The sequence below is a fragment of the Kocuria oxytropis genome (genome assembly GCF_040981195.1).
GTDB lineage: Bacteria > Actinomycetota > Actinomycetes > Actinomycetales > Micrococcaceae > Kocuria > Kocuria oxytropis.
This window is the reverse complement of record NZ_JAVFXA010000009.1, coordinates 35,260-56,643: the sequence shown is the minus strand read 5'-3', so window position 1 is coordinate 56,643 and position 21,384 is coordinate 35,260. Positions and strand designations below refer to the sequence as shown.

General features: G+C 74.1%; 21 protein-coding genes. 18 read left to right on the top strand and 3 right to left on the bottom strand.

Features of this window, described 5'->3' with window-relative positions; genetic code table 11:
* Positions 1 to 19: 19 nt before the first annotated feature.
* On the bottom strand, positions 20 to 460 hold the full coding sequence (locus tag QYM41_RS10700) for an ArsI/CadI family heavy metal resistance metalloenzyme (protein WP_368799725.1): 441 nt from the start codon (positions 458 to 460) through the stop codon (positions 20 to 22).
* Between the two features lie 218 nt (positions 461 to 678).
* Between QYM41_RS10700 and QYM41_RS10695 the strand changes: the two genes are divergently transcribed.
* The 10 genes from QYM41_RS10695 to QYM41_RS10650 all read left to right on the top strand — a co-directional run bounded on the left by QYM41_RS10695 (position 679) and on the right by QYM41_RS10650 (position 8,827).
* Complete coding sequence (locus QYM41_RS10695) at positions 679 to 1,056, top strand: hypothetical protein (RefSeq protein WP_368799724.1); 378 nt, start codon at positions 679 to 681, stop codon at positions 1,054 to 1,056.
* A 190-nt stretch (positions 1,057 to 1,246) separates the two neighbouring features.
* Positions 1,247 to 1,474: a hypothetical protein gene (locus QYM41_RS10690; RefSeq protein ID WP_368799723.1), complete on the top strand. Its 228-nt coding sequence runs from the start codon at positions 1,247 to 1,249 to the stop codon at positions 1,472 to 1,474.
* 110 nt (positions 1,475 to 1,584) lie between these two features.
* Positions 1,585 to 2,868, top strand: coding sequence for an aminotransferase class V-fold PLP-dependent enzyme (locus tag QYM41_RS10685; RefSeq protein ID WP_368799722.1), 1,284 nt, complete (start codon positions 1,585 to 1,587; stop codon positions 2,866 to 2,868).
* Between the two features lie 111 nt (positions 2,869 to 2,979).
* The gene (sufU, locus tag QYM41_RS10680; RefSeq protein ID WP_368799721.1) at positions 2,980 to 3,444 is read left to right on the top strand and encodes a Fe-S cluster assembly sulfur transfer protein SufU; all 465 of its coding nucleotides are present in this window, start codon (positions 2,980 to 2,982) and stop codon (positions 3,442 to 3,444) included.
* Positions 3,445 to 3,534: 90 nt separating this feature from the next.
* Positions 3,535 to 4,386: a Rieske (2Fe-2S) protein gene (locus QYM41_RS10675; RefSeq protein WP_368799720.1), complete on the top strand. Its 852-nt coding sequence runs from the start codon at positions 3,535 to 3,537 to the stop codon at positions 4,384 to 4,386.
* 254 nt (positions 4,387 to 4,640) lie between these two features.
* Positions 4,641 to 5,648 (top strand): MsnO8 family LLM class oxidoreductase, encoded by a 1,008-nt coding sequence (locus QYM41_RS10670; RefSeq protein ID WP_368799719.1) that lies wholly within the window; start codon positions 4,641 to 4,643, stop codon positions 5,646 to 5,648.
* 236 nt (positions 5,649 to 5,884) lie between these two features.
* Positions 5,885 to 6,454, top strand: a complete 570-nt coding sequence (locus tag QYM41_RS10665; protein ID WP_368799718.1) for a nucleosidase — start codon at positions 5,885 to 5,887, stop codon at positions 6,452 to 6,454.
* A gap of 289 nt (positions 6,455 to 6,743) precedes the next feature.
* Complete coding sequence (locus QYM41_RS10660) at positions 6,744 to 7,460, top strand: lipoate--protein ligase family protein (protein ID WP_368799717.1); 717 nt, start codon at positions 6,744 to 6,746, stop codon at positions 7,458 to 7,460.
* A gap of 37 nt (positions 7,461 to 7,497) precedes the next feature.
* Positions 7,498 to 8,328 (top strand): SOS response-associated peptidase, encoded by an 831-nt coding sequence (locus QYM41_RS10655; protein WP_368799716.1) that lies wholly within the window; start codon positions 7,498 to 7,500, stop codon positions 8,326 to 8,328.
* Positions 8,329 to 8,401: 73 nt separating this feature from the next.
* Entirely contained in the window at positions 8,402 to 8,827 is a 426-nt protein-coding gene (locus tag QYM41_RS10650; protein WP_368799715.1) for a pyridoxamine 5'-phosphate oxidase family protein, read from the top strand.
* A gap of 220 nt (positions 8,828 to 9,047) precedes the next feature.
* Here QYM41_RS10650 and QYM41_RS10645 read toward each other — a convergent pair whose 3' ends face one another.
* Positions 9,048 to 9,551, bottom strand: a complete 504-nt coding sequence (locus QYM41_RS10645) for a GNAT family N-acetyltransferase (protein WP_368799714.1) — start codon at positions 9,549 to 9,551, stop codon at positions 9,048 to 9,050.
* Between the two features lie 303 nt (positions 9,552 to 9,854).
* On the opposite strand from QYM41_RS10645, the gene QYM41_RS10640 reads away from it, so the two are divergent.
* The 3 genes from QYM41_RS10640 (at position 9,855) to QYM41_RS10630 (ending at position 12,204) form a co-directional block, all read left to right on the top strand.
* Positions 9,855 to 10,178, top strand: coding sequence for a DUF6504 family protein (locus tag QYM41_RS10640; RefSeq protein WP_368799713.1), 324 nt, complete (start codon positions 9,855 to 9,857; stop codon positions 10,176 to 10,178).
* Between the two features lie 108 nt (positions 10,179 to 10,286).
* Complete coding sequence (locus QYM41_RS10635) at positions 10,287 to 11,126, top strand: fumarylacetoacetate hydrolase family protein (RefSeq protein WP_368799712.1); 840 nt, start codon at positions 10,287 to 10,289, stop codon at positions 11,124 to 11,126.
* Between the two features lie 109 nt (positions 11,127 to 11,235).
* Entirely contained in the window at positions 11,236 to 12,204 is a 969-nt protein-coding gene (locus QYM41_RS10630; RefSeq protein ID WP_368799711.1) for a TIGR03885 family FMN-dependent LLM class oxidoreductase, read from the top strand.
* A gap of 48 nt (positions 12,205 to 12,252) precedes the next feature.
* Here the strand turns inward: QYM41_RS10630 and QYM41_RS10625 are convergent, their stop codons facing one another.
* Positions 12,253 to 12,825 carry an MOSC domain-containing protein gene (locus QYM41_RS10625; RefSeq protein WP_368799710.1) on the bottom strand — a complete coding sequence of 191 codons (573 nt, stop codon included), beginning with the start codon at positions 12,823 to 12,825 and terminating at the stop codon, positions 12,253 to 12,255.
* A gap of 274 nt (positions 12,826 to 13,099) precedes the next feature.
* Between QYM41_RS10625 and QYM41_RS10620 the strand changes: the two genes are divergently transcribed.
* The 5 genes from QYM41_RS10620 to QYM41_RS10600 all read left to right on the top strand — a co-directional run bounded on the left by QYM41_RS10620 (position 13,100) and on the right by QYM41_RS10600 (position 21,354).
* Positions 13,100 to 13,675 carry a hypothetical protein gene (locus QYM41_RS10620; protein ID WP_368799709.1) on the top strand — a complete coding sequence of 192 codons (576 nt, stop codon included), beginning with the start codon at positions 13,100 to 13,102 and terminating at the stop codon, positions 13,673 to 13,675.
* A gap of 147 nt (positions 13,676 to 13,822) precedes the next feature.
* Positions 13,823 to 17,212, top strand: a complete 3,390-nt coding sequence (locus QYM41_RS10615; RefSeq protein ID WP_368799708.1) for a DNA polymerase III subunit alpha — start codon at positions 13,823 to 13,825, stop codon at positions 17,210 to 17,212.
* Between the two features lie 183 nt (positions 17,213 to 17,395).
* On the top strand, positions 17,396 to 18,475 hold the full coding sequence (locus QYM41_RS10610) for a DUF2382 domain-containing protein (RefSeq protein WP_368799707.1): 1,080 nt from the start codon (positions 17,396 to 17,398) through the stop codon (positions 18,473 to 18,475).
* 186 nt (positions 18,476 to 18,661) lie between these two features.
* Positions 18,662 to 20,779: a threonine--tRNA ligase gene (thrS, locus tag QYM41_RS10605; protein ID WP_368799706.1), complete on the top strand. Its 2,118-nt coding sequence runs from the start codon at positions 18,662 to 18,664 to the stop codon at positions 20,777 to 20,779.
* Positions 20,776 to 21,354 carry an HIT family protein gene (locus QYM41_RS10600; RefSeq protein ID WP_368799705.1) on the top strand — a complete coding sequence of 193 codons (579 nt, stop codon included), beginning with the start codon at positions 20,776 to 20,778 and terminating at the stop codon, positions 21,352 to 21,354. Before thrS ends, QYM41_RS10600 begins: the two co-directional genes overlap by 4 nt.
* The last annotated feature ends 30 nt before the right edge of the window (positions 21,355 to 21,384 follow it).

The following is a 21,384-nucleotide window of genomic DNA, read 5'->3' as shown; positions in this document are numbered from 1 at the left end:
GGCGGCAGGCCCCCGGGCCTCAGGTGGTGCAGCACGAGCTGTCGCCGCCGACCTCGGCGAGGTCCCCGCCGGTCCGGCCCTCGAGGTCCGGCCAGGCGTCGGCCGTGACGGTGTAGACCTCCCAGGGCTCCCGGCCGGGGCCGGTGACCCAGACCTTGTCCTGCACGGCGTAGCAGCAGGTGGTCTGCTCCTCGGAGCGGGTGGCCAGCCCGGCGTCGGCGAGGCGCTGCGCGGCCGCCCGGACGGTCCCGGTGTCCTCCACCTCCACGCCGAGGTGGTCCATGCGGGTGTCCGCACCGGGTTCCCCCTCCAGCAGCACGAGCTCCAGCGGGGGCTCCGCAATGGCGAAGTTGGCATAGCCCGGACGTCGTTTGGCCGGGGCCGTGTTGAACAGGGTCGAGTAGAACTCGACGGAGCGCTCGAGATCGGCGACGCGGAGGGCGAGCTGGACTCTGGACATGACGCTTCCTTTCGACCGGGACGGACCCCTTCATACATCGAAGTCCGTCTATGCGATAAGAGTGCCACTGACATCGATGTACGTCAATATGTAGTCGGTGCGGTCCGGCGCGGAGGCACCCCGGGTCAGGGCGGGCGGCGACGGCCATGGGCAGGGGCCGTTCACACCACCCTCCGTGTCGGTCCGCTCCCGCCGGACGCAGCGATAGGCTCGCCTCCGTGACCGAGCTCAGCGAGATGGCCCGCACCGGGGTGGTGAGCGCCGCGTGCCTCACCGCGGGGTGGGCCCTGCTGGTGGCCGCGCTGCTCGTGCGGTGCCTGTACGGATGGTGGGTCAGGACCGCCGCCGTGCACCTGGTCGAGGACGGCCGGCACCGGCTGCGCTGGCACACCACTCGCTACGAGATCCACGAGGAGCCCTGGCCGCACCCCCCGGCGACCGCGCCGGAGGCCGGGGCGGAGGTCACGGTCTACTACCACGCCCGCCACCCGTACCGCTGGGCCGTCGTCGCGCCGTACCGCTGGCTGTGGCTCCTCGCCCTGTCGGGGACCGTCCTGGTCTCGGCGGGGCTGCTGATCCGTCTCGTCCGGGGCTGATCCCGGGGCTGGTTCCCGGGCTCGGCCTCCGGCGCACGGCGGGGCCGGACCACCGCGCGCAGGCGCGGGCCGGGTCCCGTCACGGCCCCGGCCGATTATCACATCCGCTGTCCGGCGGGAGATCATGGGGGTACGCCCCCGTGGCCCGCGCCGGCCGTTCCAGCCCGGACCCAGCACCCCGAAGGACACCATGCACCAGCACCCCGACACCGAGCCCACTCCGCCGCGGCGCAGCCTGTTCCGGCGCTTCGACGACTTCACCATGCGGTTCTACGGGCCCGCCGTGCGCAGCCCGCGCGACCTGCGCGGCGCGGAGGCCAGCGAGCAGACGCAGCAGTGGTACCAGGACCTGCAGGAGGAGTTCGTCGTCGAGAAGGACGCGAACGGCAACACCTACCTGCGGCCCCGCAACCGCTGACCTGCAACCGCTGACCCGCAACCTCTGATCCGGGGCCGCGCGTTCCACCCGTGACGTCGCGAGGCGCCCGCTCGCCCCGCGCCCAGGGGCGCGACGTACAGTGTCGGAGCATGGAAGGAAACCACGTGCTGCCCCTGACCGATGCCGAGGTGCGTGTCCTGCGGGATGACTTCCCGCTGCTGACGGGCTCCCCCGCGGTCTACCTGGACTCGGGGGCGACCTCCCAGAAACCGCTGGCCGTGCTGGACGCCGAACGCGACTTCTACGTGCACCGCAACGCCGCGGTCCACCGCGGTGCCCACGCCCTGGCGGTGGAGGCCACCGACGCCTACGAGGAGGCCCGCCGGGTCGTCGCGGCGTTCGTGGGGGCCGCCGAGCGGGAGCTGGTGTGGACCTCCAACGCCACCGAGGCGATCAACCTGATCACCTACTCCTTCTCCAACGCCTCGGCAGGGCGTGGCGGGGACGAGGCCGCCCGGTTCCGGCTGGGTCCCGGGGACGAGATCGTCACCACCGAGGCCGAGCACCACGCCAACCTCATCCCGTGGCAGGAGCTGGCCGCCCGCACCGGGGCCATCCTGCGCTGGATCCCCGTCGACAGCGACGGGCTGCTCGACCTAGAGGCCGCCGGGGAGGTCGTCGGGGAGCGCACCCGGGTGCTGGCCTTCAGTCACGTCTCCAACGTGACCGGAGCGATCACCGACGTCGCACGGCTCGTCGAGCTGGCCCACGGCGTGGGGGCGCTCACGGTGCTGGACGCGTGCCAGTCGGTGCCGCACCTGCCCGTGGACCTGCCCGCGCTGGGGGTGGACTACGCCGTGTTCTCCGGGCACAAGATGCTCGGGCCCACCGGGATCGGCGCGCTGTGGGGGCGGGCCGAGCTGCTGGACGCGATGCCCCCGTTCCTCACCGGCGGGTCCATGATCACGAAGGTCACGATGGACTCCGCCCGGTACCTGCCCGCTCCGACCCGCTTCGAGGCCGGCACCCAACGGGTCGCCCAGGCCGTGGCGCTGGCCGAGGCGGTGCGCTACCTGCAGGCGATCGGGATGGAGCGGGTCGCCGCCCACGAGCGGGCGCTGGGACAGCGGCTCGCGGCCGGGCTCGGACAGCTGGAGGGGATCCGTCTGATCGGGCCACCTCCCGGTGCCGACCGGGTGGGACTGGCCGCCGTGGATGTGGACGGCGTCCACGCCCACGACGTCGGACAGCTCCTGGACGCCGCCGGCGTGGCCGTGCGGGTGGGCCACCACTGCGCCCAGCCGCTGCACCGGGCGATGGGACTGACCGCCACCACCCGGGCGAGCGCCTACCTCTACACCACCACCGCCGACGTCGACCGCTTCCTCACCGAGCTCGCCGGGGTCCGCGCCTACTTCCGCGTGGCCGGCTGAGCCCGTGACCATCGCACCCGAGCTGCCGGGGCCGCCCGGGCCCACGGGGTCCCGGGAAGCGTCGAGGTCGGCGGCGCAGCAGGACCCGCCGAACCCACCGAGGAGGATGTCATGAGCGCGCTGGACGCGATGTACCAGGAGGTGATCCTGGACCACGCCAAACGTCGCTCCGGGGAGGGCCTGGCCGCCCCGGCACCCGGGCACCCCAGCGGGGAGTCCCACCAGTACAACCCCACGTGCGGTGACGAGATCACCGTGCGCGTCGAGCTCGCCCCCGCCCCCGAGGGGGCGGAGCCGGTGGTCGAGCGGCTCAGCTGGGAGGGGGAGGGCTGCTCGATCTCCATGGCCGCGGCCTCCGTGCTGGCCGAGACCGCCCCCGGGATGACGCGGGCCGAGCTGGCGGAGCTGATCGGGGCGTTCCGGGAGCTGCTGCGCTCCCGCGGCACCGTGGTGCCCGACGAGGAGGTCCTGGGCGACGCCGCCGCCTTCGCCGGGGTCTCCCGGTTCGTGGCCCGCGTCAAGTGCGCGATGCTCGGCTGGGTCGCCGCCGAGGAGGCCCTGACCCGCGCCGGCTGACCGGCGACGCCGGTCTTCACACACCAGGACGTCCTTGTTCCGCCCGCACCCGGGTGGGACACTGACCGCCCCGGCACGGAGGAGGCGGTCATGACACAGCTCGAGGACCTGGTGGCCCGCGTGGAGAGGTGGGCGGCGCTGGACCGGGTGGCCGAGCCCCTGGCCCGTGCGGTGGGCCGGGCGGTGCAGCCCGCGCCGGCGCGCGACGTGCTGAGCGGAACCGTGATCGGGCATCCCCTGCACCCCCTCCTCACCGACGTCCCGATCGGGGCGTGGACCATGGCGGCGCTCCTGGACCTGGCCGGCGGTCCCGGCACGGAGCGTGCCGCCGACCTGCTCGTGGCCGCGGGAGTGGCCGCCGCCGTGCCCACGGCGGCGACCGGGCTCAACGACTGGTCCGACACCCAGGGCGCGGACCGGCGCATCGGTCTCGTCCACGCCATCGCGAACAGCGCGGCCCTGACGTGCTACGCGGCCTCGCTCGCCGCGCGGCTCCAGGGACGCCGCGGCGCCGGGAAGGCCCTGGCACTGGCCGGCTACGGCTGCGTCACCGGCGGGGGCTACCTGGGCGGGCACCTCGTCTACGCCCGGGGCGTCAACGTCAACCGGACCGCCTGGCGGCGCGGTCCCCGGCGCTGGACCGACGTCCTGGCCGACGACGAGCTCGCCGCCGGGGCGCCCCGCCGGGTGCAGGCCGGCAGCGTCTCGGTGCTGCTCGTGCGCGACGGGAACCGGATCGACGCCCTCGACAGCGTCTGCAGCCACATGGGCGGCCCGCTTGAGCAGGGGAGCATCGACGGCGGCTGCGTCACCTGCCCCTGGCACGGCAGCGTCTTCCGGCTCGCGGACGGCGCCGTCGTCCGCGGGCCGGCGACCGCCCCGCAGCCCGGCTACGAGACCCGTGTCGAGGACGGACGCATCCAGGTCCGGCGCCGGCCCTGACCACCCCGGACGGCGGTCTTCGCAGCCCGGGACTTCGGGCTTCGCCCCGGGACTCCGGTCTTCGCAGCCTGGGACTTCGGTCTTCGTCCCGGGACTCCGGCCCTCGCCGCCCGGGACTTCGGCCCTCGCCGCCCGGGACTTCGGGCTTCGCCGCCGGGGACTTCGGCCCTGGTCGCGCCGTGCTCTGCTCCTGACCGCACCGGACGGCGGCAGCGGCCCGGAATGCTTCCACCGTCCCCCGGGTTGTGCGGACCATGGCCCTCTCCGACGTCCCGCTCTCCATCCTCGACCGCGCCAACTCCCGGGAGGGCACCACGGAGGCGGAGGACCTCGCCCGCGTCCTCGACCGGGCCGAACGCGCGGAGGAGCTGGGCTACCACCGGTTCTGGGTGGCCGAGCACCACGCGGTGCCCGGGATCGCCGGGTCCGCGCCGGCGGTGCTGATGGCCGCGCTGGCCGCCCGGACCCGCCGCCTCAGGGTCGGCTCCGGCGGGATCATGCTCCCCAACCACCAGCCCCTCGTGGTCGCCGAGCAGGCCGCCACGCTCGAGGCCCTCCACCCCGGCCGGATCGACCTCGGCGTGGGCCGCTCCCTCGGCTTCACCTCCGCCGTCCGGGACGCGCTGCGCACCGGCAAGGAGGCCGCGGAGCGCTTCGAGTCCGACCTGGCCGAGCTGCTCGCCCACCTCTCCGGCGCGGCCACCGTGACCGCTCGCCCGCAGAACCACGCCGCGACCCCGGTCTTCGTCCTGGCGACCGGGAGCGGGGCGGAGGCCGCCGCCCGCGCGGGACTCGCCGTGGTGCTCGGCGGGCCGGCGCTCCTGCGCGAGGGCTCCGGCGGAGGCGCTGCGGTGCTCGAGCGGTACCGGGCGCAGTTCCGCCCGTCGTCGTGGTGGGCCGCCCCCCACGTGGTGGTCTCGGCGAACGTCGCGGTGGCGCGGACCCGCGCGGCGGCAGAGGAGCTGCTGCTGCCGGAGGCCCGCGCGCTCGCGGCCTCCCGCACCCGTGGTGCGTTCCCGCCCCTGGCACCCGCGCGGGCCTCGGACCCGGACGGACTCCCGGCCCGGGAGCGGGCCCTCGTGCAGGAGACCCTGGCGGGCTCGGTCCACGGCACGGCCCCGGAGGTGCGCGACCGGCTGGAACGGCTGATCGCGCGGACCGGGGCGGACGAGCTGCTCGTGACGGGCGGCGCGTACGACCTCGACGCCCAGGCGGACTCCGACCGGCGCCTCGCCGCCCTGTTCGGGGCACGCCCGGACTGACCTCGCTGCCCGGCGGGCCCTCCTGACTCCCGCCCGCCGGGCCGGGTTCCCTGCAGCTCGTGTCCTGTTGCGCCGAGTCCCCCCTGCCGCCGCAGTTCCCCCCGAACGATCGGGGGGAGCTGCGACGGCAGGGGGGACTCGCTGGTGGGGGCGGCGGGGCATGGGGGACTCGGCGGCCGAGGCAGCGAGGCGGCGGGGCAGCGGGGGAGCGGGGCGAGGGCGGCTAGAGTGGCGGGGTGCCACAGCTGCTCGTCCTCGCCGCCCACCCCCTGGAGACCGCGTACTTCCCGGCGGACATCGACCTGGTCCTGACCGGTGTCGGGATGTCGGCCGCGGCGGTGCGCACCACCGAGGCGGTGCTGACCCGCTGCCCGGATCCCGCGCGCCGGGCGGAGCTGACGGTGCTCAACATCGGCAGCGCCGGCGCCCTGCGGCCCGGTCTGAGCGGGGTGCTCGAACCCTCCCGGGTCATCAACCGGGACGTGGACGAAGAGCTGCTGCGCGCTGCCGGGATCCCCGTGGACAACGTCATCGAGCTCGGCGGCGACGGCCCCGTGCTCGCCACCGGTGACTCCTTCGTGGCCGGCGGACCCGCCCGGGACGCGCTGGCCGCCCGGGCGGACCTCGTGGACATGGAGGGCTGGGCGATCGCGGTGGCCTGCCGCCACCTGGGCGTTCCGCTGCGGATGGTCAAGCACGTCTCCGACGCCGCCGACGAGGAGGCGATCGCCTGGGCCGAGAAGGTCGAGGTCAGCGCGATGGCCCTGGGACGGTGGTTCCGCAGCAGCGGGATCGCCCGGCCATGAGGTCCCTGGCCGTGATGCTCCGGCCGGGACACCTCGGCCGTGACGGTCCTGGCCGTGGCCCCTCGGCGCTGACGCCCTGGCCGGGGCACCTCGGCCGGGACGCCACTGGCCCGGACGCCCCTGAACGGGACGCCCTGGCCGGGGCACCTCGGCCGGGACGCCCCTGGATGGGACACCTCGGCAGGGACGCCCCTCGCCGGGACGCCCCTGGACGGGGCCCTCGGCCCGGGACACCCCGGCCGCGGCCCGCCGCAGGACCGTCCGGATCCGCCACTAGACTGGGACCAGCATGAAACTTCTCCGCCAGCGCGAGTCCCTGGGCGCCCAGCAGGACTACGAGAGCGCCATGACCCTCCTCGCCGACGTGCGCCGCCACGGCCCCGTCCTGCGCCTCTACGAACCCGCCCCCACGGTCGCCTTCGGCCGCCGGGACGAGCTGCGCCCGGGCTTCGCCGACGCCGCCCGGGCCGCCCGCGAGAGCGGCTTCGAGCCCCTGGTCCGCAAGGTCGGGGGCCGGGCCGCCGCCTACCACGGCGGGTGCCTCATCATCGACCACCTCGAGGCCGCCGAGGACCCCACCTCGGGCATCCAGGACCGCTACCGCCTGTTCGGCGACATGATCGTGGCCGCCCTGGAGGAGCTCGAGGTCGAGGCCGACGTCGGAGAGATCCCGGGCGAGTACTGCGCCGGGGAGCACAGCGTGCACGGGACGCACCCGGCGTCGTCGCCGACCCCCGGCCGGAAGGTGAAGCTGGCCGGGACCGCCCAGAGGGTGGTCGCGGGCGCCTGGTACTTCAGCACCGTGCTGGTCGTGGAGCAGTCCGAGCCCATCCGCTCGGTGCTCACCGACGTCTACGCCGCCCTCGACCTGGAGTGGGACCCCGCCACCGCGGGGGCCGTGGACGACCTGCGCCCGGGCACCACCGTGGCCGAGGTCGAGAGCGGGATCCGCAAAGTGTACGGCATGTACGCCGAGTACCTGGGCTACGGGCAGCTCACCGACTGAGTCCGGCCGCCGGCCGGGCAGACCGAGGAGGCAGCAGATGTGCGGACGCTATGTCATCGCCCGGGCCGTGGGCGACCTCGTGGCCGAGACCGGGGCCGTCCCGGACGAGAGTCTCGGCGACCCCGCCGATCAGGAGCGGCTGCGGGCCAACTGGAACACCGCGCCCACCACCGACGTGCCGATCGTCCTCGAACGCCTGACGGGCGGGGACGACGGCGGTGAGCTGGTCCGCGAGCTGCACGTGGCCCGCTGGGGACTGGTCCCGGGCTGGGCCAAGGACCCTGCGGTCGGGTCGAAGATGTTCAACGCCCGCTCGGAGACCGTCCTCGAGAAGCCGTCCTTCCGCAAGGCCGTCCGCGCCCGGCGGTGCGCGGTCCCGGCCAACGGCTACTACGAGTGGAAGAAGGAGCCGGGGGCGGGCCGGGGCGGGCGGAAGCAGCCATACTACGTCCACCCCGCCGACCCCGCGGAGACCATCTGGTTCGCCGGGATCTACGAGTGGTGGCGGGTGCCCGAGGGCACGGAGCTGCACTCCGCGGCCCTCCAGCCCGGCCGGGACGGCGGAGGGAGCACGTGGCTGCTGTCCTGCTCCGTGCTCACCACCGACTCCCCGGAGCCCTCCGACGAGCACCCGGTGCTCACGGAGCTGCACGAGCTGCACGACCGGATGCCGATCCCCCTGGCGCCCGAGCACGTGGGGGACTGGCTGCGCCCGGGGGAGGAGGACGCCCCGCAGCTCGTGGACCTGGTCCGGGCCGAGGCGCACCGGACGGCCGCCCGCTGGGTGCTCGACCCCGTGGACCCTGCGGTCGGCAACGTGCGCAACAACTCCCCGGAGCTCGTGGTGCCGCAGCCCGCCCTGTTCTGAGCGCGTACCGTGGGCACCGAACGGACCCACTCCCGGTTCCCGATCCCTGACCCCGTCCTGCAGGAGCACCTCCATGACCCCCACCGCACCGGACCCCGTCGGCCGCATCGTGGAGTTCGTCCGCACCCACGGCGGCGGCGTGGTGGCGACCAACAGCGCTCAGGGCTGCCCCGAGTCCGCCTGGGTCAACCTCGCGGCCGAGGACGACGGCCGGCTGGTCTTCGGCACGAACACGGCGAGCCGCAAGTTCGCCAACCTTGGCTCCGACCCGAGGGTCTCCCTGGTGCTGGTCTCCGGGACGGGGCAGGAGTTCCAGCTCGAGGGCGAGGCCGCCGTGCTGGAGGGGGCTGCCGAGCAGGACGCCGCCGCGGTGCTCGAGGCCCGGCACCCCGGCGCCACGGACAAGGACAGCACGCGGCTCGTGGCGGTGCGCTCCCGCTGGGCGCGGTTCGTCGACGTCGCCGTCGAGCCCCCGGTCCGGGAGGAGTTCGAGCTCTGAGCCGCACACGGCAGAGGCCCGGGCCCCGCGACGAGCGGGTCCCGGGCCTCTGCCGTGTGGGGGACTCCCGGCGCCTCGTGCGTCCTCCCCGGTCCTGCTCCGCGGCTCCTGCGCCCGCTGCTGCGGTGGTGGTCTCCCCGGACCTCCCCGGAGCAGGAACCTCCTGGAGACCGGAGTCCTCCGGAGCAGGAACCCCTGGAGAGCCGGCGCCGCCCTGGACTCAGACGTAGTCGGTCTCGGGAACCCAGCGGTTGAAGTCGAGCGTCAGGTAGAGCGCGAGCGCCGCCGCGTTGTCCTCGGCGATCCGCAGGCTGACCTGGTCGTAGCCGTTGTCGTACAGGGTGCTCATGGCGCAGCGCACGAGCTGCTCGGCCAGGCCCTGGCGGCGGCGGGAGGCCGCCGTGAACAGCTCGAAGATGTAGGGCACGTCGGGGAGGTCCTCGCCGACCCGCCGGGCCAGCACGAGTGCCGCGGCCACCACGGTCCCGTCGTCGTCGACCACCACCGGTGAGGCCTCGGGGAGGAAGGGCCCGTACTCCCCGTCGAAGACGCCCCGGACCACCTGGCGGGCCTCCTCCAGGCTGGAGACCCCGCCCTGCTCGTAGGAGGAGTAGTAGAGCTGGGCGAGACTCTCGGCGTCCTCCGGGGCGGCCGGACGCAGGGTCACCGCGGGCGTCCTGGTGTTCGGCGCGGTGTGGGCGATCAGCGTGATGGTTCCGGTCATGGGAGGTCTCCGTGAGGTCGACGCCGGGACGTTCCGGCGGGGCGGACGAGGGACATGGGACGCCCGGGCGGGTCGCGCTGGGCACGCCCTCCGTGCACTCAGCGTATCCATTTCGCTGGGCTTGTCCATGCTTCCCACAGCTCGATCACAAAAGTGAACTCACGGGACGCGACCGCACCGGAAAGGGAACACCTGTTCCGCCTGTAGGCCCCCGGGAGTTAGCCTGTCGTACAGGTGTTCTAGCTTCCAGGGAACAGGGCGCACCGCGGGAAGGGGCGCCGGCCGAGGGAGAGAGGAGCCGTCGTGGGTTTCCTGACGGAGAGCGTCGACGTGGACTGCGACACGGACGGAGTGCCGGTGGGAGTGCGCTGGCGCGGGCGGAGCTACCGGGTGGCCCAGGACCCCGTCCGGTGGTACGAGCGGCGGGCCTGGTGGGCCGAGGACGCGCGGCTGCCCCAGGACCGCGGCGTCGGGGCGGTGGACCAGCAGATGTGGCGGGTCCAGGCCCAGCTCACCGTCCGCTCCGAGCTGCTGACCCTCGAGCTCGTCCACACCCTCGACACCGGGCGCTGGCGGCTGCTCGCGGCCACGAGCGCCTCGGGGGCCCGGGTGGTGCGCTGCGCCTAGCCAGCCCGGGCACCGGCCCGCGCGGGGGTCGGTCCCCGGTGCGCGGACCTGCCGGGGATGCATAGGATCGGAGGCGGAGACCGCACCGCAGAACGTGAGGGAGCACCCGTGAGACTCGGCACCGTGCGACGCGACGGCACCACCCAGGCCTTCCGGCAGGAGGACGGGCGGACCGTCTACCTTCCCGTCCCCGACGTCGGGGCCCTCCTCGCCGGGGGCGACCTGCACCTGCCCGGGGAGCCCGGCCCCGCACCGGAGCCGGGCGAACTGGCGACCCCCGTCCTGCGCCCGGGCAAGATCCTGTGCGCCGGGCTGAACTTCTACGACCACGCCGAGGAGGTCGGCCAGGAGATCCCGGAGCACCCCACGATCTTCGCGAAGTACGCCACGGCGCTCATCGGTCCCACCGACCCCATCGCCATGCCGGAGGAGTCCGAGAAGATCGACTGGGAGGCCGAGCTCACCGCGGTGATCGGATCGCCCCTGCGCCACGCCACGCTCGACCAGGCGCGGGCCGCGATCGCCGGCTACACCATCATGAACGACATCTCGGTGCGGGACTGGCAGGGCCGGACCTCCGAGTGGTTCCAGGGCAAGAACTTCGACCGCACCACCCCGGTGGGTCCCGTGGTCGTCACCCCCGACGAGATCGACCCCGAGGCGGGACTGGCGATCCGCTGCACCGTGGACGGCGTGCTGCACCAGGACTCCGGCACCGACCGGATGATCTTCTCCGCCGTGGAGCTGGTCGAGTACCTGAGCCGGTTCCTGACGCTGGAGCCCGGCGACCTCGTGGCCTGCGGGACCCCCGCCGGCGTGGGCCTGGCCCGGAAGCCCCGCCGGATCTGGCTGCGCGACGGTCAGGAGGTCGTCACCGAGATCGAGGGCATCGGCGAGCTGCGCAACGTCTGCACGCCTGCCGAGGAGCTCCTGCCGGTCTCCGGCTGACCCGGCGCCCGGTGCGGCCGGGTCCGGAGGCTCCGGCCGGGTCTGCCCGCTCCGGCGCCGTTCCCGTCCCTCCCGACCAGACCCTTCCAGCCCTCGACCGGAGAACCCCATGGCGACGATCGGCTTCCACGCCTCCCACGAGCAGATCCCTCCCGAGCAGCTGCTGCGCGACGTCGCGCACGCCCAGCAGGCCGGCTTCGGCGCCGCCATGTGCTCCGACCACCTCGAGCCGTGGTCGCCGCAGCAGGGCCACTCCGGGTTCGCGCTGTCCTGGCTGGGGGCTGCCCTGGCCACCACGGACCTGCCGTTCGGGTTCGTGCACGCCCCGGGCCGCCGCTACCACCCCGTGGTCACCGCCCAGGCCACGGCCACCCTCGCCCGCATGTTCCCCGGCCGGACGTGGACCGCCCTGGGCAGCGGGCAGAAGCTCAACGAGCGCGCCGTCGCCCCGGAGTGGCCGGTCAAGGAGCAGCGGCAGCGGTTCCTCGAAGGGAGCTTCGACGTCGTCCGCCGGCTGCACGCGGGCGAGGAGGTGTCCTGCCGGGAGCCGTTCCACGCCGACCGCGCCCGGGTCTGGGACCCTCCGGCCGACCCGCCCCCGCTGCTGGTGGCCGCGCTCACCCCGGCGACGCTGCGCCGCTTCGCCCCCGCGGCCGACGGCTTCATCACCGTCCAGCAGCCCCTGGACGACCTGCGCCGGATGCTCGACGCCTGGCGCGAGGCCGGCGGCACCGGCCGGGCCGCGCTGCAGGTGCACCTGAGCTGGGCGCCCGACCCGGAGCAGGCCCGCGCGATCGCCCTCGACCAGTGGCGCACCAACGTCTTCGACCCCGTGACCATGGCCGAGCTCGCCTCGCCCCAGGACTACCTGCGCAAGGCGGTCCAGGAGGACGTGGGGGACGAGCAGGTCGCCGGTGCGGTCAACGTCTCCGCCGATCTCGGCCGGCACGCCCAGTGGCTGCACGAGTACGCCGAGCTCGGCTTCGACGAGATCTACCTGCACCACGTGGGCCAGGAGCAGGACCGCTTCCTCGACGCCTTCGGGGACTCGGTGCTGCCCCGGCTCGCGCCGGCCTGAGCCGGCACGGACCCGGGCGAGCCGGGGAGCGCCGGCGGTCGCCGGGTCCTACGGCAACCGGGACGGCCGCCGCAGGACCGGCACCCCGGCCTGCTCCGGCTCGAGCGGGACCGGGCTGTGCAGCACGGCCGGCCCGCGGTGCAGCTCGCCGGTGGACAGCGGCCGGCAGCGCAGGCCCCCTCGTCCCCGCATGGCGGCGTGCGCCCCCGGGGCCAGGACCCGGTCCATCCAGGCGCAGGGGTGGGCGGGCCGTCCTCCCCGCAGCCGCACGAGGGAGCCCCGGGACTCCAGTGCGAACTCCTCGCCCAGCAGCGGGGCCAGGTGGGCGCCGCGGAGGACCACGTTGCGCCGGGTCAGGAGCGGGTCGAAGGGCGCCGTGCCCAGGTCCGCCGCCATGGCCTCGAGCGCCTCGACGGCGAGCAGGGTGACGGCGGCGTCCATGTGCGCGGCCTTGCCGAAGAACCGGTCGCCCACCACCCCCTTGCCGGCCACCAGCTCGACCCGCTCGGCATCGGTGGTGGGGACGTCCGCGGCGCCGTCCCGGGCGCGGCCGAAGTAGGCGTGCGCCGGGGACACGAGCAGGTGCAGGACCTCCACGTCGTACCGATAGGTCTCCGTCATGCCCCACGTCCCTCCGTCGTCGCGGCCGTTCGTCCCGGCGCCGCCGTGTCGCTCCCGGGCCGCCGTGTCGCTCCCCGGGCCGCCGGGGCCAGCATAGGCACGGTGGAGGACACCGCGGCCCTCCCGGCCCCCGCTCTTGCCCGGCAGCGGGGCGGGGTCACAGGTTGTCCCCTTTACTGATGCACACCTGTTGCCCGGGGTTCCCGGGGACGAGAATGACGGCGAGGGAGGACCGCCGCGGCGTGCCGCGGCCCGGGCCAGGAGAGGAGATCGCGTGCCCGCCAGACGCTTCACCCGGGGGTGGGACCGGCTGGCCGGGCCGGCCGGATCGGCGGTCGTCGTTCTCGTCCTGGCCCAGATCCTCCTCCGGGGCGCGGTCTCCGTGGCCCAGCTGGCGCTGGGCGCGGCGGCGCTCGTCGTCGTCGCGCTGGTGCTCGGACAGCGGCTGGTCGTCCCCTGGCCGGCGCGCCGGCCGCCCCGGCGGCCCCGCATCACCACGACCCGGGCCTGGACCTGCCCGCTGCCTCCGGAGGAGACCCTCGAGCGGATCCACACGGCGTTCGCGGACCTCGGCCCGTCGGTCCGCCCCGAGGAAGGCTGCGTGGAGGTGCCGGTGGGCTCGGACGCCTCCTTCCGCCGGCGCGGGACCGCCTCCGAGTTCGGGTGGCGGGCCCTGCCCCTGCTGGCCACCTTCCGGGTCGCCCCCGGCGCCGGAGGGTCCGAGGTCGCCGCCGAGGTGCGCGACGACCTCGGGTGGTACCCCCAGCCCCCCGACCGGCTCGTGGAGGACGAGATCGACCGCCGCAGCGCCGTGCTGATCGAGCGCGCGATCTGCGCCACGGGCGGGTGAGCGCCGGGCCTGGCAGGCACCGGCGGGACGAGGACGTCCGGACGGATCGGGGCCGGCGGTGAGGACGGTGACCGCGGACCCCGGAGGGCGCGCCCCTCCGGCGGTTTGCAATTGACTTAATATTCGAACACGTATTCGAATGAGGGTGTGAGCTTTCCGCACCTGCACGTCGCCACCGCCTTCAGCGCCCACTTCGGGGTCAGCCGTCCCGCCGCCCTCGTGGCCGCCGCGGCGGCCGACGGCGCGGACGTGCTCGCCTGCACCGACCGGGACGGGCTCTACGGCGCCGTCAAGCACCTGGGCGCGTGCCGCGAGCACGGCATCGACCCGGTCCTGGGGGTCGACCTCGCCCTGCTGGCCCCCGGGCGCGAGCACGTCCAGGGCCGGATCGTGGTCCTCGCGGCCGGGGGCACCGCCGGTGCGGGCTACGCCGCGCTGTGCCGGCTCGTCTCCACCGCCCACGCCGGGAAGGGCCCGCCCGGGGTGACCGCCGCCGAGATCGCGGCCTCCGCGGTCCCGCCCCGGCACGGGGAACCGGCCCTGACCGTCCTGCTCGGACCCGCCTCCGACGTGGGACAGGAGCTCGCGGCCCGGCGCTACCGCACCGGGCGCGCCGCCCTCGCCCGGTGGCGGACCCTGCTGCCCGCACCGGCGCTCGCCGTGGAGGTGGTCTCGCACCTGGCCACCCCCGGCACCGCGTGCAGCACCTCCCACGCGGCGCGGATGCTGCGCGCGGCCCTCGAGGCCGGGGTGACCCCCGTGCTGACCAACGCGGTGCGCTACGCCACCCCCGCCGAGGCCGCCACCGCCGACGTCCTCGACGCCGCCCGCGCCCTCACCCCGCTCGAGACCCTCGGGGCGGACCCCCTCCCCTCCGGCGGCAGGGGAGGGCGGCCCGGGGCGTCCCGGCGGGCGGCCGCGCCGGAGCCTCTGCAGCCCAACGGCCAGGGCTGGCTCAAGCCCGCGCGGCAGATGCACGCGCTCGCGGCGGAGATCGCGCGGGCCGCGGACCTCGGCGCCGCCGGTGCCGCGGACCTGCTGGCGGGCACCCAGCGGGTCGCCGACCGGTGCCGGCTCGACCCGGTGGCCGACTGCGGCTGGGGGCGGCCGGTGGTGCCGGAGGCCTCCGTGCTGGGTCTCGAGCGGCCGGCGCCCGCGGAGCTGCGGGCCCGGTGCGAGGCCGGACTGGGGCGCCGCTACCCGGGCCGCGGCGCCGCGCGGGCCGTGCAGGACCGTCTGCGGCAGGAGCTGCGGGTGATCGAGGACCTCGGCTTCGCCTCCTACTTCCTCACCGTGGCCGAGGTCTCGGCGATGATCGGGGCGATGGGCGTCCGGCACGCCGCCCGCGGCTCCGGCGTGTCCTCGCTCGTGAACTATCTCCTCGACGTCTCCCAGGTGGACCCGCTCGAGCACGAGCTGCTCTTCGAGCGCTTCCTCTCCCACGACCGCTCGACCCTCCCGGACGTCGACATCGACGTCGAGTCGGCCCAGCGCCACCGCGTCTACCGGAGGATCTTCGAGCGCTTCGGCCCCGAACGGGTGAGCCTCATGAGCATGCAGAACACCTACCGGGCCCGCGGCGCCGTGCGGGACGCCGGGCTGGCCCTCGGCCTCGACCCCGAGACCGTGGACGGCGCCGCCAAGCAGCTGTGGCACCTGCCGGCCGCCGCGCTGCGGGAGACCATCGCCCGCCGGCCCGAGCTGCGGGAGTTCGCCGAGCAGGTGGCCCAGGAGAAGCAGCTGGACCTCCTCGTGGACCTCACCGAGCGCCTGGACCGGCTGCCCCGGCACATCTCCATGCACCCGTGCGGGGTGATCCTGGGGGACCGGAGCCTCCTGGACCGCACACCGGTGCAGCCCGGCGGGGCGGGCATGCCCATGAGCCAGTTCGACAAGCACGACATGGACCCGATGGGCATGCTCAAGCTCGACATCCTCGGGGTCCGGATGCAGTCGGCACTGGCCCACGCCGTCGACGAGGTGGCGCGCACCCACCCGGACCGGCCCCCTCCGGACCTCGAGGCGATCCCCGTGGACGACGAGCAGACGTTCGAGCTCATCCGCTCGACCCACACCCTGGGCTGCTTCCAGATCGAGTCCCCGGGCCAGCGCGAGCTCATCGGCAAGATGGCGCCCACGAGCTTCCGCGACCTCATCGTGGACATCTCCCTGTTCCGTCCCGGCCCCATGCACTCGGACATGGTCCGCCCCTACCTGGAGCACCGCCACGGCTGGTCCGCGCCCGTCTCGATCCACCCCGCCCTCGACCCGATCCTCGCGGAGACCCACGGCGTGACCGTCTTCCACGAGCAGGTCCTGCGCATCCTCGACACCTTCACCGGCTGCGGTCTCGCCCGGGCCGACGAGCTGCGCCGCCGGCTGGGCTCGGAGCGCGAGCTCGAGGTGGAGGAGTTCTTCCGGCAGCGGGCCCGCGCGCGGGACTACCCCCTGGACGTCGTGGACCGGGTCTGGGAGATCCTGGCGGCCTTCGGCTCGTTCGGCTTCTGCAAGGCCCACGGCGCGGCGTTCGCGGTGCCCACCTACCAGTCCGCGTGGCTGAAGACCCACCACCCGGAGGCTTTCCTCGCGGGGCTGTGGGAGCACGACCCGGGGATGTACCCCAAGCGCCTGCTCGTGGGGGAGGCGCGGCGGATGGGCATCCCCGTCCTGCCCGTGGACGTCAACCGCTCCGACGAGCACTACCGCGTGGAACGGCTCGACGACGACCCCGCCCGCCTGGGCGTGCGCCTGGCCCTCACCGGGATCCACGGGGTTTCGCAGGCGGAGGTCCGCCGGATCGTGGCCGGGCAGCCCTACGCCTCGCTCGCCGACCTGCGGCAGCGGGCCCGGCCCGCCCGGCGCACCCTCGAGCGCCTCGCGGCCGTCGGGGCCTTCGACGGCCTGCTGCGCCGGTCCGGTGGCGCCGCCTCCCGCGCTGACCTCGTGCACGCCCTGCGGACCCGGGCGGACAGCACCCGTTCCGCACGCCCGGCCGGGCAGGTCGAGGGCCAGCTCGCCCTGCCGCTCGGGGACCTCGAGCTGCGCGACCTGCCCGCGGAGCGCCCGGAGCCCACCCTGGAGGAGAAGGTGCGCACCGAGCTGGACCTGCTCGCGGTGGACGTCTCCGCGCACCTGCTGGAGAGCTGGGCGCCCCTGCTCCGGGAGCTCGGGGTCACGCCCGCGGAGCGGCTGCTGGAGCTTCGCAACCGCTCCGAGGTGCTCGTGGCGGGGGTGCGGGTCTCGACCATGACCCCTCCTCTGCGCAGCGGCCGGCGGGTGGTCTTCGTCAGTCTCGACGACGGGACGGGCACGGTGGACTGCGCCTTCTTCCCGGACGCGCAGGACCGCTCGGGGCAGCACCTGTTCGGCACGCGGATGCTCCTGGTGCGGGGCCGGACGCGGCGCACCGGACCCCGGGGGATCAGTCTCAGCGCGGTGCAGGCCTGGGACCTCGCCGACCCGGGGACACCGGCGGCGGTGCGTGCCGCGGCCCCGCCGGGAGCCGCGCCGGGGACACCGGGAGTCCGGGCAGGATGAGCCCGGATTCCGCGCGGTTCCAGGGGTTTCACTCTTGGTGAAGCCATTGGCCAGTGGGCTTATTGCCAGTATGGTTACTAATAACAGCGGACGAGCTGCACCCCGCCCCCGGGCGGTGGCCGTCCGCGGCGAGCCCCCCGACCAGGGGAGCCCGTTGTCTCGCAGAACAGAGAAGGAGTTCTCATGGCTACGTACGACGTCAACGCCCTGCTCTCGGCCACCGCCTACGGATCGGACGGCGACAAGATCGGCAAGGTCGAGCAGGTCTTCCTGGACGACAACACCGAAGAGGTCACCTTCGTGACCGTCAACACCGGTCTCTTCGGTGCCAAGGAGAGCTTCGTCCCCGTCGACGGCGCTCAGCAGGACGGCGACCGCCTCGTCCTTCCCTACACCAAGGACGTCGTCAAGGACGCCCCCAACGTGGACGCGGACCAGCACCTCTCCCCGGCCGAGGAGGAGGAAATCTACCGCTACTACAAGATGAACTACTCCGGCGCCGGCACCGACGACCGCGATCGTGACCTCACCGATCGTGACCGCACCGCAGGTGTCACCGACCGCGATCGCGACCTCACCGATCGTGACCGCACCGCAGGTGTCGCCGACCGCGACGACCGCTACGCCGCGGACACCGACCGCAACGCCGTTCCCGCCTCGGGCACGGCCGGGACCGCCGGCTACCCCGAGAACGACGGGTACCCCGGGACCGACCGCGACGCCACCGACCGCAACAGCACGGCCGGGATCGCCGATGTCGACCACGACATCCGGGACCGCGACCTCGACGCCGACCGGGACCGTGACCGCACGGCCGGCACCGCCGACCTCGACCGGGACCGCGACCTCGACCGCACCGACCGTGCCGACAACGGTGTGGTCCGGCACGAGGAGCAGCTGCACGTCGGCAAGGAGCAGCGCGAGACCGGCCGCGCCCGTCTGCGCAAGTACGTGGTCACCGACCACGAGACCGTCGACGTGCCCCTCGAGCGGGAAGAGGTCCGTGTCGAGCGCACCCCGCTGAACGACACCGAGACCACCGGTGGGACCATCGGCGAGGAGGACGTCGACGTCACCCTCCACGAGGAGCGCCCCGTCGTCGCCAAGGAGACCGTGGGCGTCGAGAAGGTCGGCCTCGAGAAGGACACCGTCCGCGACACCGAGCGCGTCGACGCCGACGTCCGCAAGGAGCAGGTCGACGTCGAGACCGACGCCGACCGCGGCACCGGCCTGAACGACGACGAGCGCCGCGACCGCATCTGATCGTCGCCGAGCGTCCCGGGGCCCCCGTCACCACTGTGGTGGCGGGGGCCCCGTCGTCGTCCCGCCGCCACGACCCGCACCAGCCGACAGGTACCATCGTTGCAGTGCGCGCCGCCTGCCGGTGCCGCTGCCACGCGCCCCCCGTACCGGTGCGTGCCGTTTCCCGACCCGAGGAGCACCTACCCCATGACCACCGTGCCCGAGCACCAGCCCGAGTCCGCCCCCCTCACGATCACCGTCGACGGCGAGCAGCGCACGGTGGGCACCGGGACGTCCGCCGCGGACCTCTACCGCGAGGACCGCACCGTGGTGGTGGCCCGGGTCAACGGCGTGCTCAAGGACCTCGCCACCGAGCTGGCCGACGGGGACGACGTGCAGCGGGTGCTGGTCTCCGAGCCCGAGGGCCTCGAGGTGCTGCGCCACTCCGCCGCCCACGTCATGGCCCAGGCCGTGCAGCAGCTGCACGAGGACGCGAAGCTCGGCATCGGCCCCTACATCACCGACGGCTTCTACTTCGACTTCGACGTCGAGCACCCCTTCACGCCCGAGGACCTCAAGGCCATCGAGAAGCGGATGCAGCGGATCGTGAACTCCACGCAGTCCTTCCGCCGCCGTGCGGTGAGCGAGGAGGAGGCCCGCGCCGAGATGGCGGACGAGCCGTACAAGCTCGAGCTCATCGGCCTGTCGCAGGGCCCGGGCTCCGGCGGGGACGTGGACGCCGCCGCCGAGGGCGCCTCGGTGGAGGTCGGCGCCGGGGAGCTGACGATCTACGACAACGTGGACCGCAAGAGCGGGGAGACGGTCTGGAAGGACCTGTGCCGGGGTCCGCACCTGCCGGACACCAAGCTGATCGGCAACGGCTACGCCCTCATGCGCTCGGCCGCCGCCTACTGGCGGGGCTCCGAGAAGAACAAGCAGCTGCAGCGCATCTACGGCACGGCGTGGCCCTCCAAGGAGGACCTCACCGCGTACAAGGACCGCCTCGCGGAGGCGGAGCGGCGCGACCACCGCCGGCTCGGCTCGGAGATGGACCTGTTCTCCTTCCCCGACGAGCTCGGCTCCGGGCTGCCGGTGTTCCACCCCAAGGGCGGGATCATCCGCAAGACCATGGAGGACTACTCCCGGGAGCGGCACACGGAGGCCGGCTACGAGTTCGTCTACACCCCGCACATCACCAAGGGGCACCTCTACGAGGTCTCCGGTCACCTCGACTGGTACCGCGAGGGCATGTTCCCCGCGATGCACGTGGACGAGGAGCGGGACCCGCAGACCGGGGAGCTGACCAAGCAGGGCCAGGACTACTACCTCAAGCCCATGAACTGCCCGATGCACAACCTGATCTTCCGCTCCCGGGGCCGCTCCTACCGTGAGCTGCCGCTGCGCCTGTTCGAGTTCGGGCAGGTCTACCGGTACGAGAAGTCCGGCGTGGTCCACGGCCTCACCCGCGTGCGGGGCATGACCCAGGACGACGCCCACATCTACTGCACCCGCGAGCAGATGAAGGCCGAGCTGACCACCACGCTCGGCTTCGTGCTGGACCTGCTCAAGGACTACGGGCTGGACGACTTCTACCTCGAGCTCTCCACCAAGGACCCCGAGAAGTTCGTGGGCTCGGTCGAGCTGTGGGAGGAGGCCACGGCCACCCTCGCCGAGGTCGCCGCCGAGTCGGGGCTGGACCTGGTCCCGGACGCCGGCGGCGCCGCCTTCTACGGCCCGAAGATCTCGGTGCAGGCCAAGGACGCGATCGGACGGACCTGGCAGATGTCCACCATCCAGCTCGACTTCAACCTGCCGGAGCGCTTCGACCTCGAGTACCAGGCCGCCGACGGCACGCGGCAGCGGCCCGTGATGATCCACCGCGCCCTGTTCGGGTCCGTGGAACGGTTCATGGGCGTGCTGGTGGAGCACTACGCCGGGGCGTTCCCGGCGTGGCTGGCCCCCGTGCAGGTCGTGGCCATCCCGGTGGCCGAGGCCTTCAACGACTACCTGCAGGGCGTGGTGGACACCCTGCGGGCCCGCGGCGTGCGCGTGGAGCTGGACGCGGGCTCGGACCGGTTCCCCAAGAAGATCCGCACCGCCTCCAAGGAGAAGGTCCCGTTCGTGCTCATCGCGGGCGGGGAGGACGCCGAGGCGAACGCCGTGTCCTTCCGCTTCCGCGACGGCTCCCAGGACAACGGCGTGCCGGTGGGCGAGGCCGTCGAGCGGATCGTGGCGCACGTCCAGCGGCGGGTCAACACGGAGCCGACGGCCGCCCTGCCCGAGGACCCCCACGTCGCCGCGGAGACGGCAGGGGTGGGGCAGTGACCGGGACGGCGCCGGACGCCGGGCCCCCGCACCACTGGATCCGCCAGGACGAGTTCGAGATCCCCGGGGTCCCCGACAGCTTCCAGCGGCTGTGGACCCCGCACCGGCTCGCCTACGTGCGTGGGGAGGACCCCTCCGTGCGGGAGGACCCGGGGTGCCCGTTCTGCAACGGCCCGCACCGCGCGGACGAGGAGTCGCTGATCGTCCACCGTGGCGAGCACTGCTTCGTGATCCTCAACCTGTTCCCGTACAACCCCGGCCACCTCATGGTCTGCCCGTACCGGCACGTGGCCGATCTGACGGAGCTCGAGCAGGAGGAGCTGCGGGAGCTGACGGACCTGACCCGCACCGCGGTGGCGACGATCCGCAGCGTCGCGTCCCCGCACGCCTTCAACGTGGGCATCAACCTGGGGGCCGCCGCCGGCGGCTCCCTCTCGGGGCACCTGCACCAGCACGTGGTGCCCCGCTGGAACGGGGACGCCAACTTCATGCCGGTCCTCGCCGGGACCAAGGCGATCATGCAGACCCTGGGGGACACCCGCCAGGACATCGCCGACGCCTGGCCCGTGGGCTGAGCCCGCCGGTCTGACGGTTCAGCCCGCTCG

Bases quoted from the DNA above. Each gene is read 5' to 3' on its own strand.
- QYM41_RS10610 (WP_368799707.1), top strand. From the start codon at position 17,396: ATGGCTACGTACGACGTCAACGCCCTGCTCTCGGCCACCGCCTACGGA.
- QYM41_RS10630 (WP_368799711.1), top strand. From the start codon at position 11,236: ATGGCGACGATCGGCTTCCACGCCTCCCACGAGCAGATCCCTCCCGAG.
- QYM41_RS10685 (WP_368799722.1), top strand. From the start codon at position 1,585: ATGGAAGGAAACCACGTGCTGCCCCTGACCGATGCCGAGGTGCGTGTC.
- QYM41_RS10625 (WP_368799710.1), bottom strand. From the start codon at position 12,825: ATGACGGAGACCTATCGGTACGACGTGGAGGTCCTGCACCTGCTCGTG.
- QYM41_RS10670 (WP_368799719.1), top strand. From the start codon at position 4,641: ATGGCCCTCTCCGACGTCCCGCTCTCCATCCTCGACCGCGCCAACTCC.
- QYM41_RS10675 (WP_368799720.1), top strand. From the start codon at position 3,535: ATGACACAGCTCGAGGACCTGGTGGCCCGCGTGGAGAGGTGGGCGGCG.
- sufU (WP_368799721.1), top strand. From the start codon at position 2,980: ATGAGCGCGCTGGACGCGATGTACCAGGAGGTGATCCTGGACCACGCC.
- QYM41_RS10650 (WP_368799715.1), top strand. From the start codon at position 8,402: ATGACCCCCACCGCACCGGACCCCGTCGGCCGCATCGTGGAGTTCGTC.
- thrS (WP_368799706.1), top strand. From the start codon at position 18,662: ATGACCACCGTGCCCGAGCACCAGCCCGAGTCCGCCCCCCTCACGATC.
- QYM41_RS10660 (WP_368799717.1), top strand. From the start codon at position 6,744: ATGAAACTTCTCCGCCAGCGCGAGTCCCTGGGCGCCCAGCAGGACTAC.
- QYM41_RS10655 (WP_368799716.1), top strand. From the start codon at position 7,498: ATGTGCGGACGCTATGTCATCGCCCGGGCCGTGGGCGACCTCGTGGCC.
- QYM41_RS10700 (WP_368799725.1), bottom strand. From the start codon at position 460: ATGTCCAGAGTCCAGCTCGCCCTCCGCGTCGCCGATCTCGAGCGCTCC.
- QYM41_RS10690 (WP_368799723.1), top strand. From the start codon at position 1,247: ATGCACCAGCACCCCGACACCGAGCCCACTCCGCCGCGGCGCAGCCTG.
- QYM41_RS10645 (WP_368799714.1), bottom strand. From the start codon at position 9,551: ATGACCGGAACCATCACGCTGATCGCCCACACCGCGCCGAACACCAGG.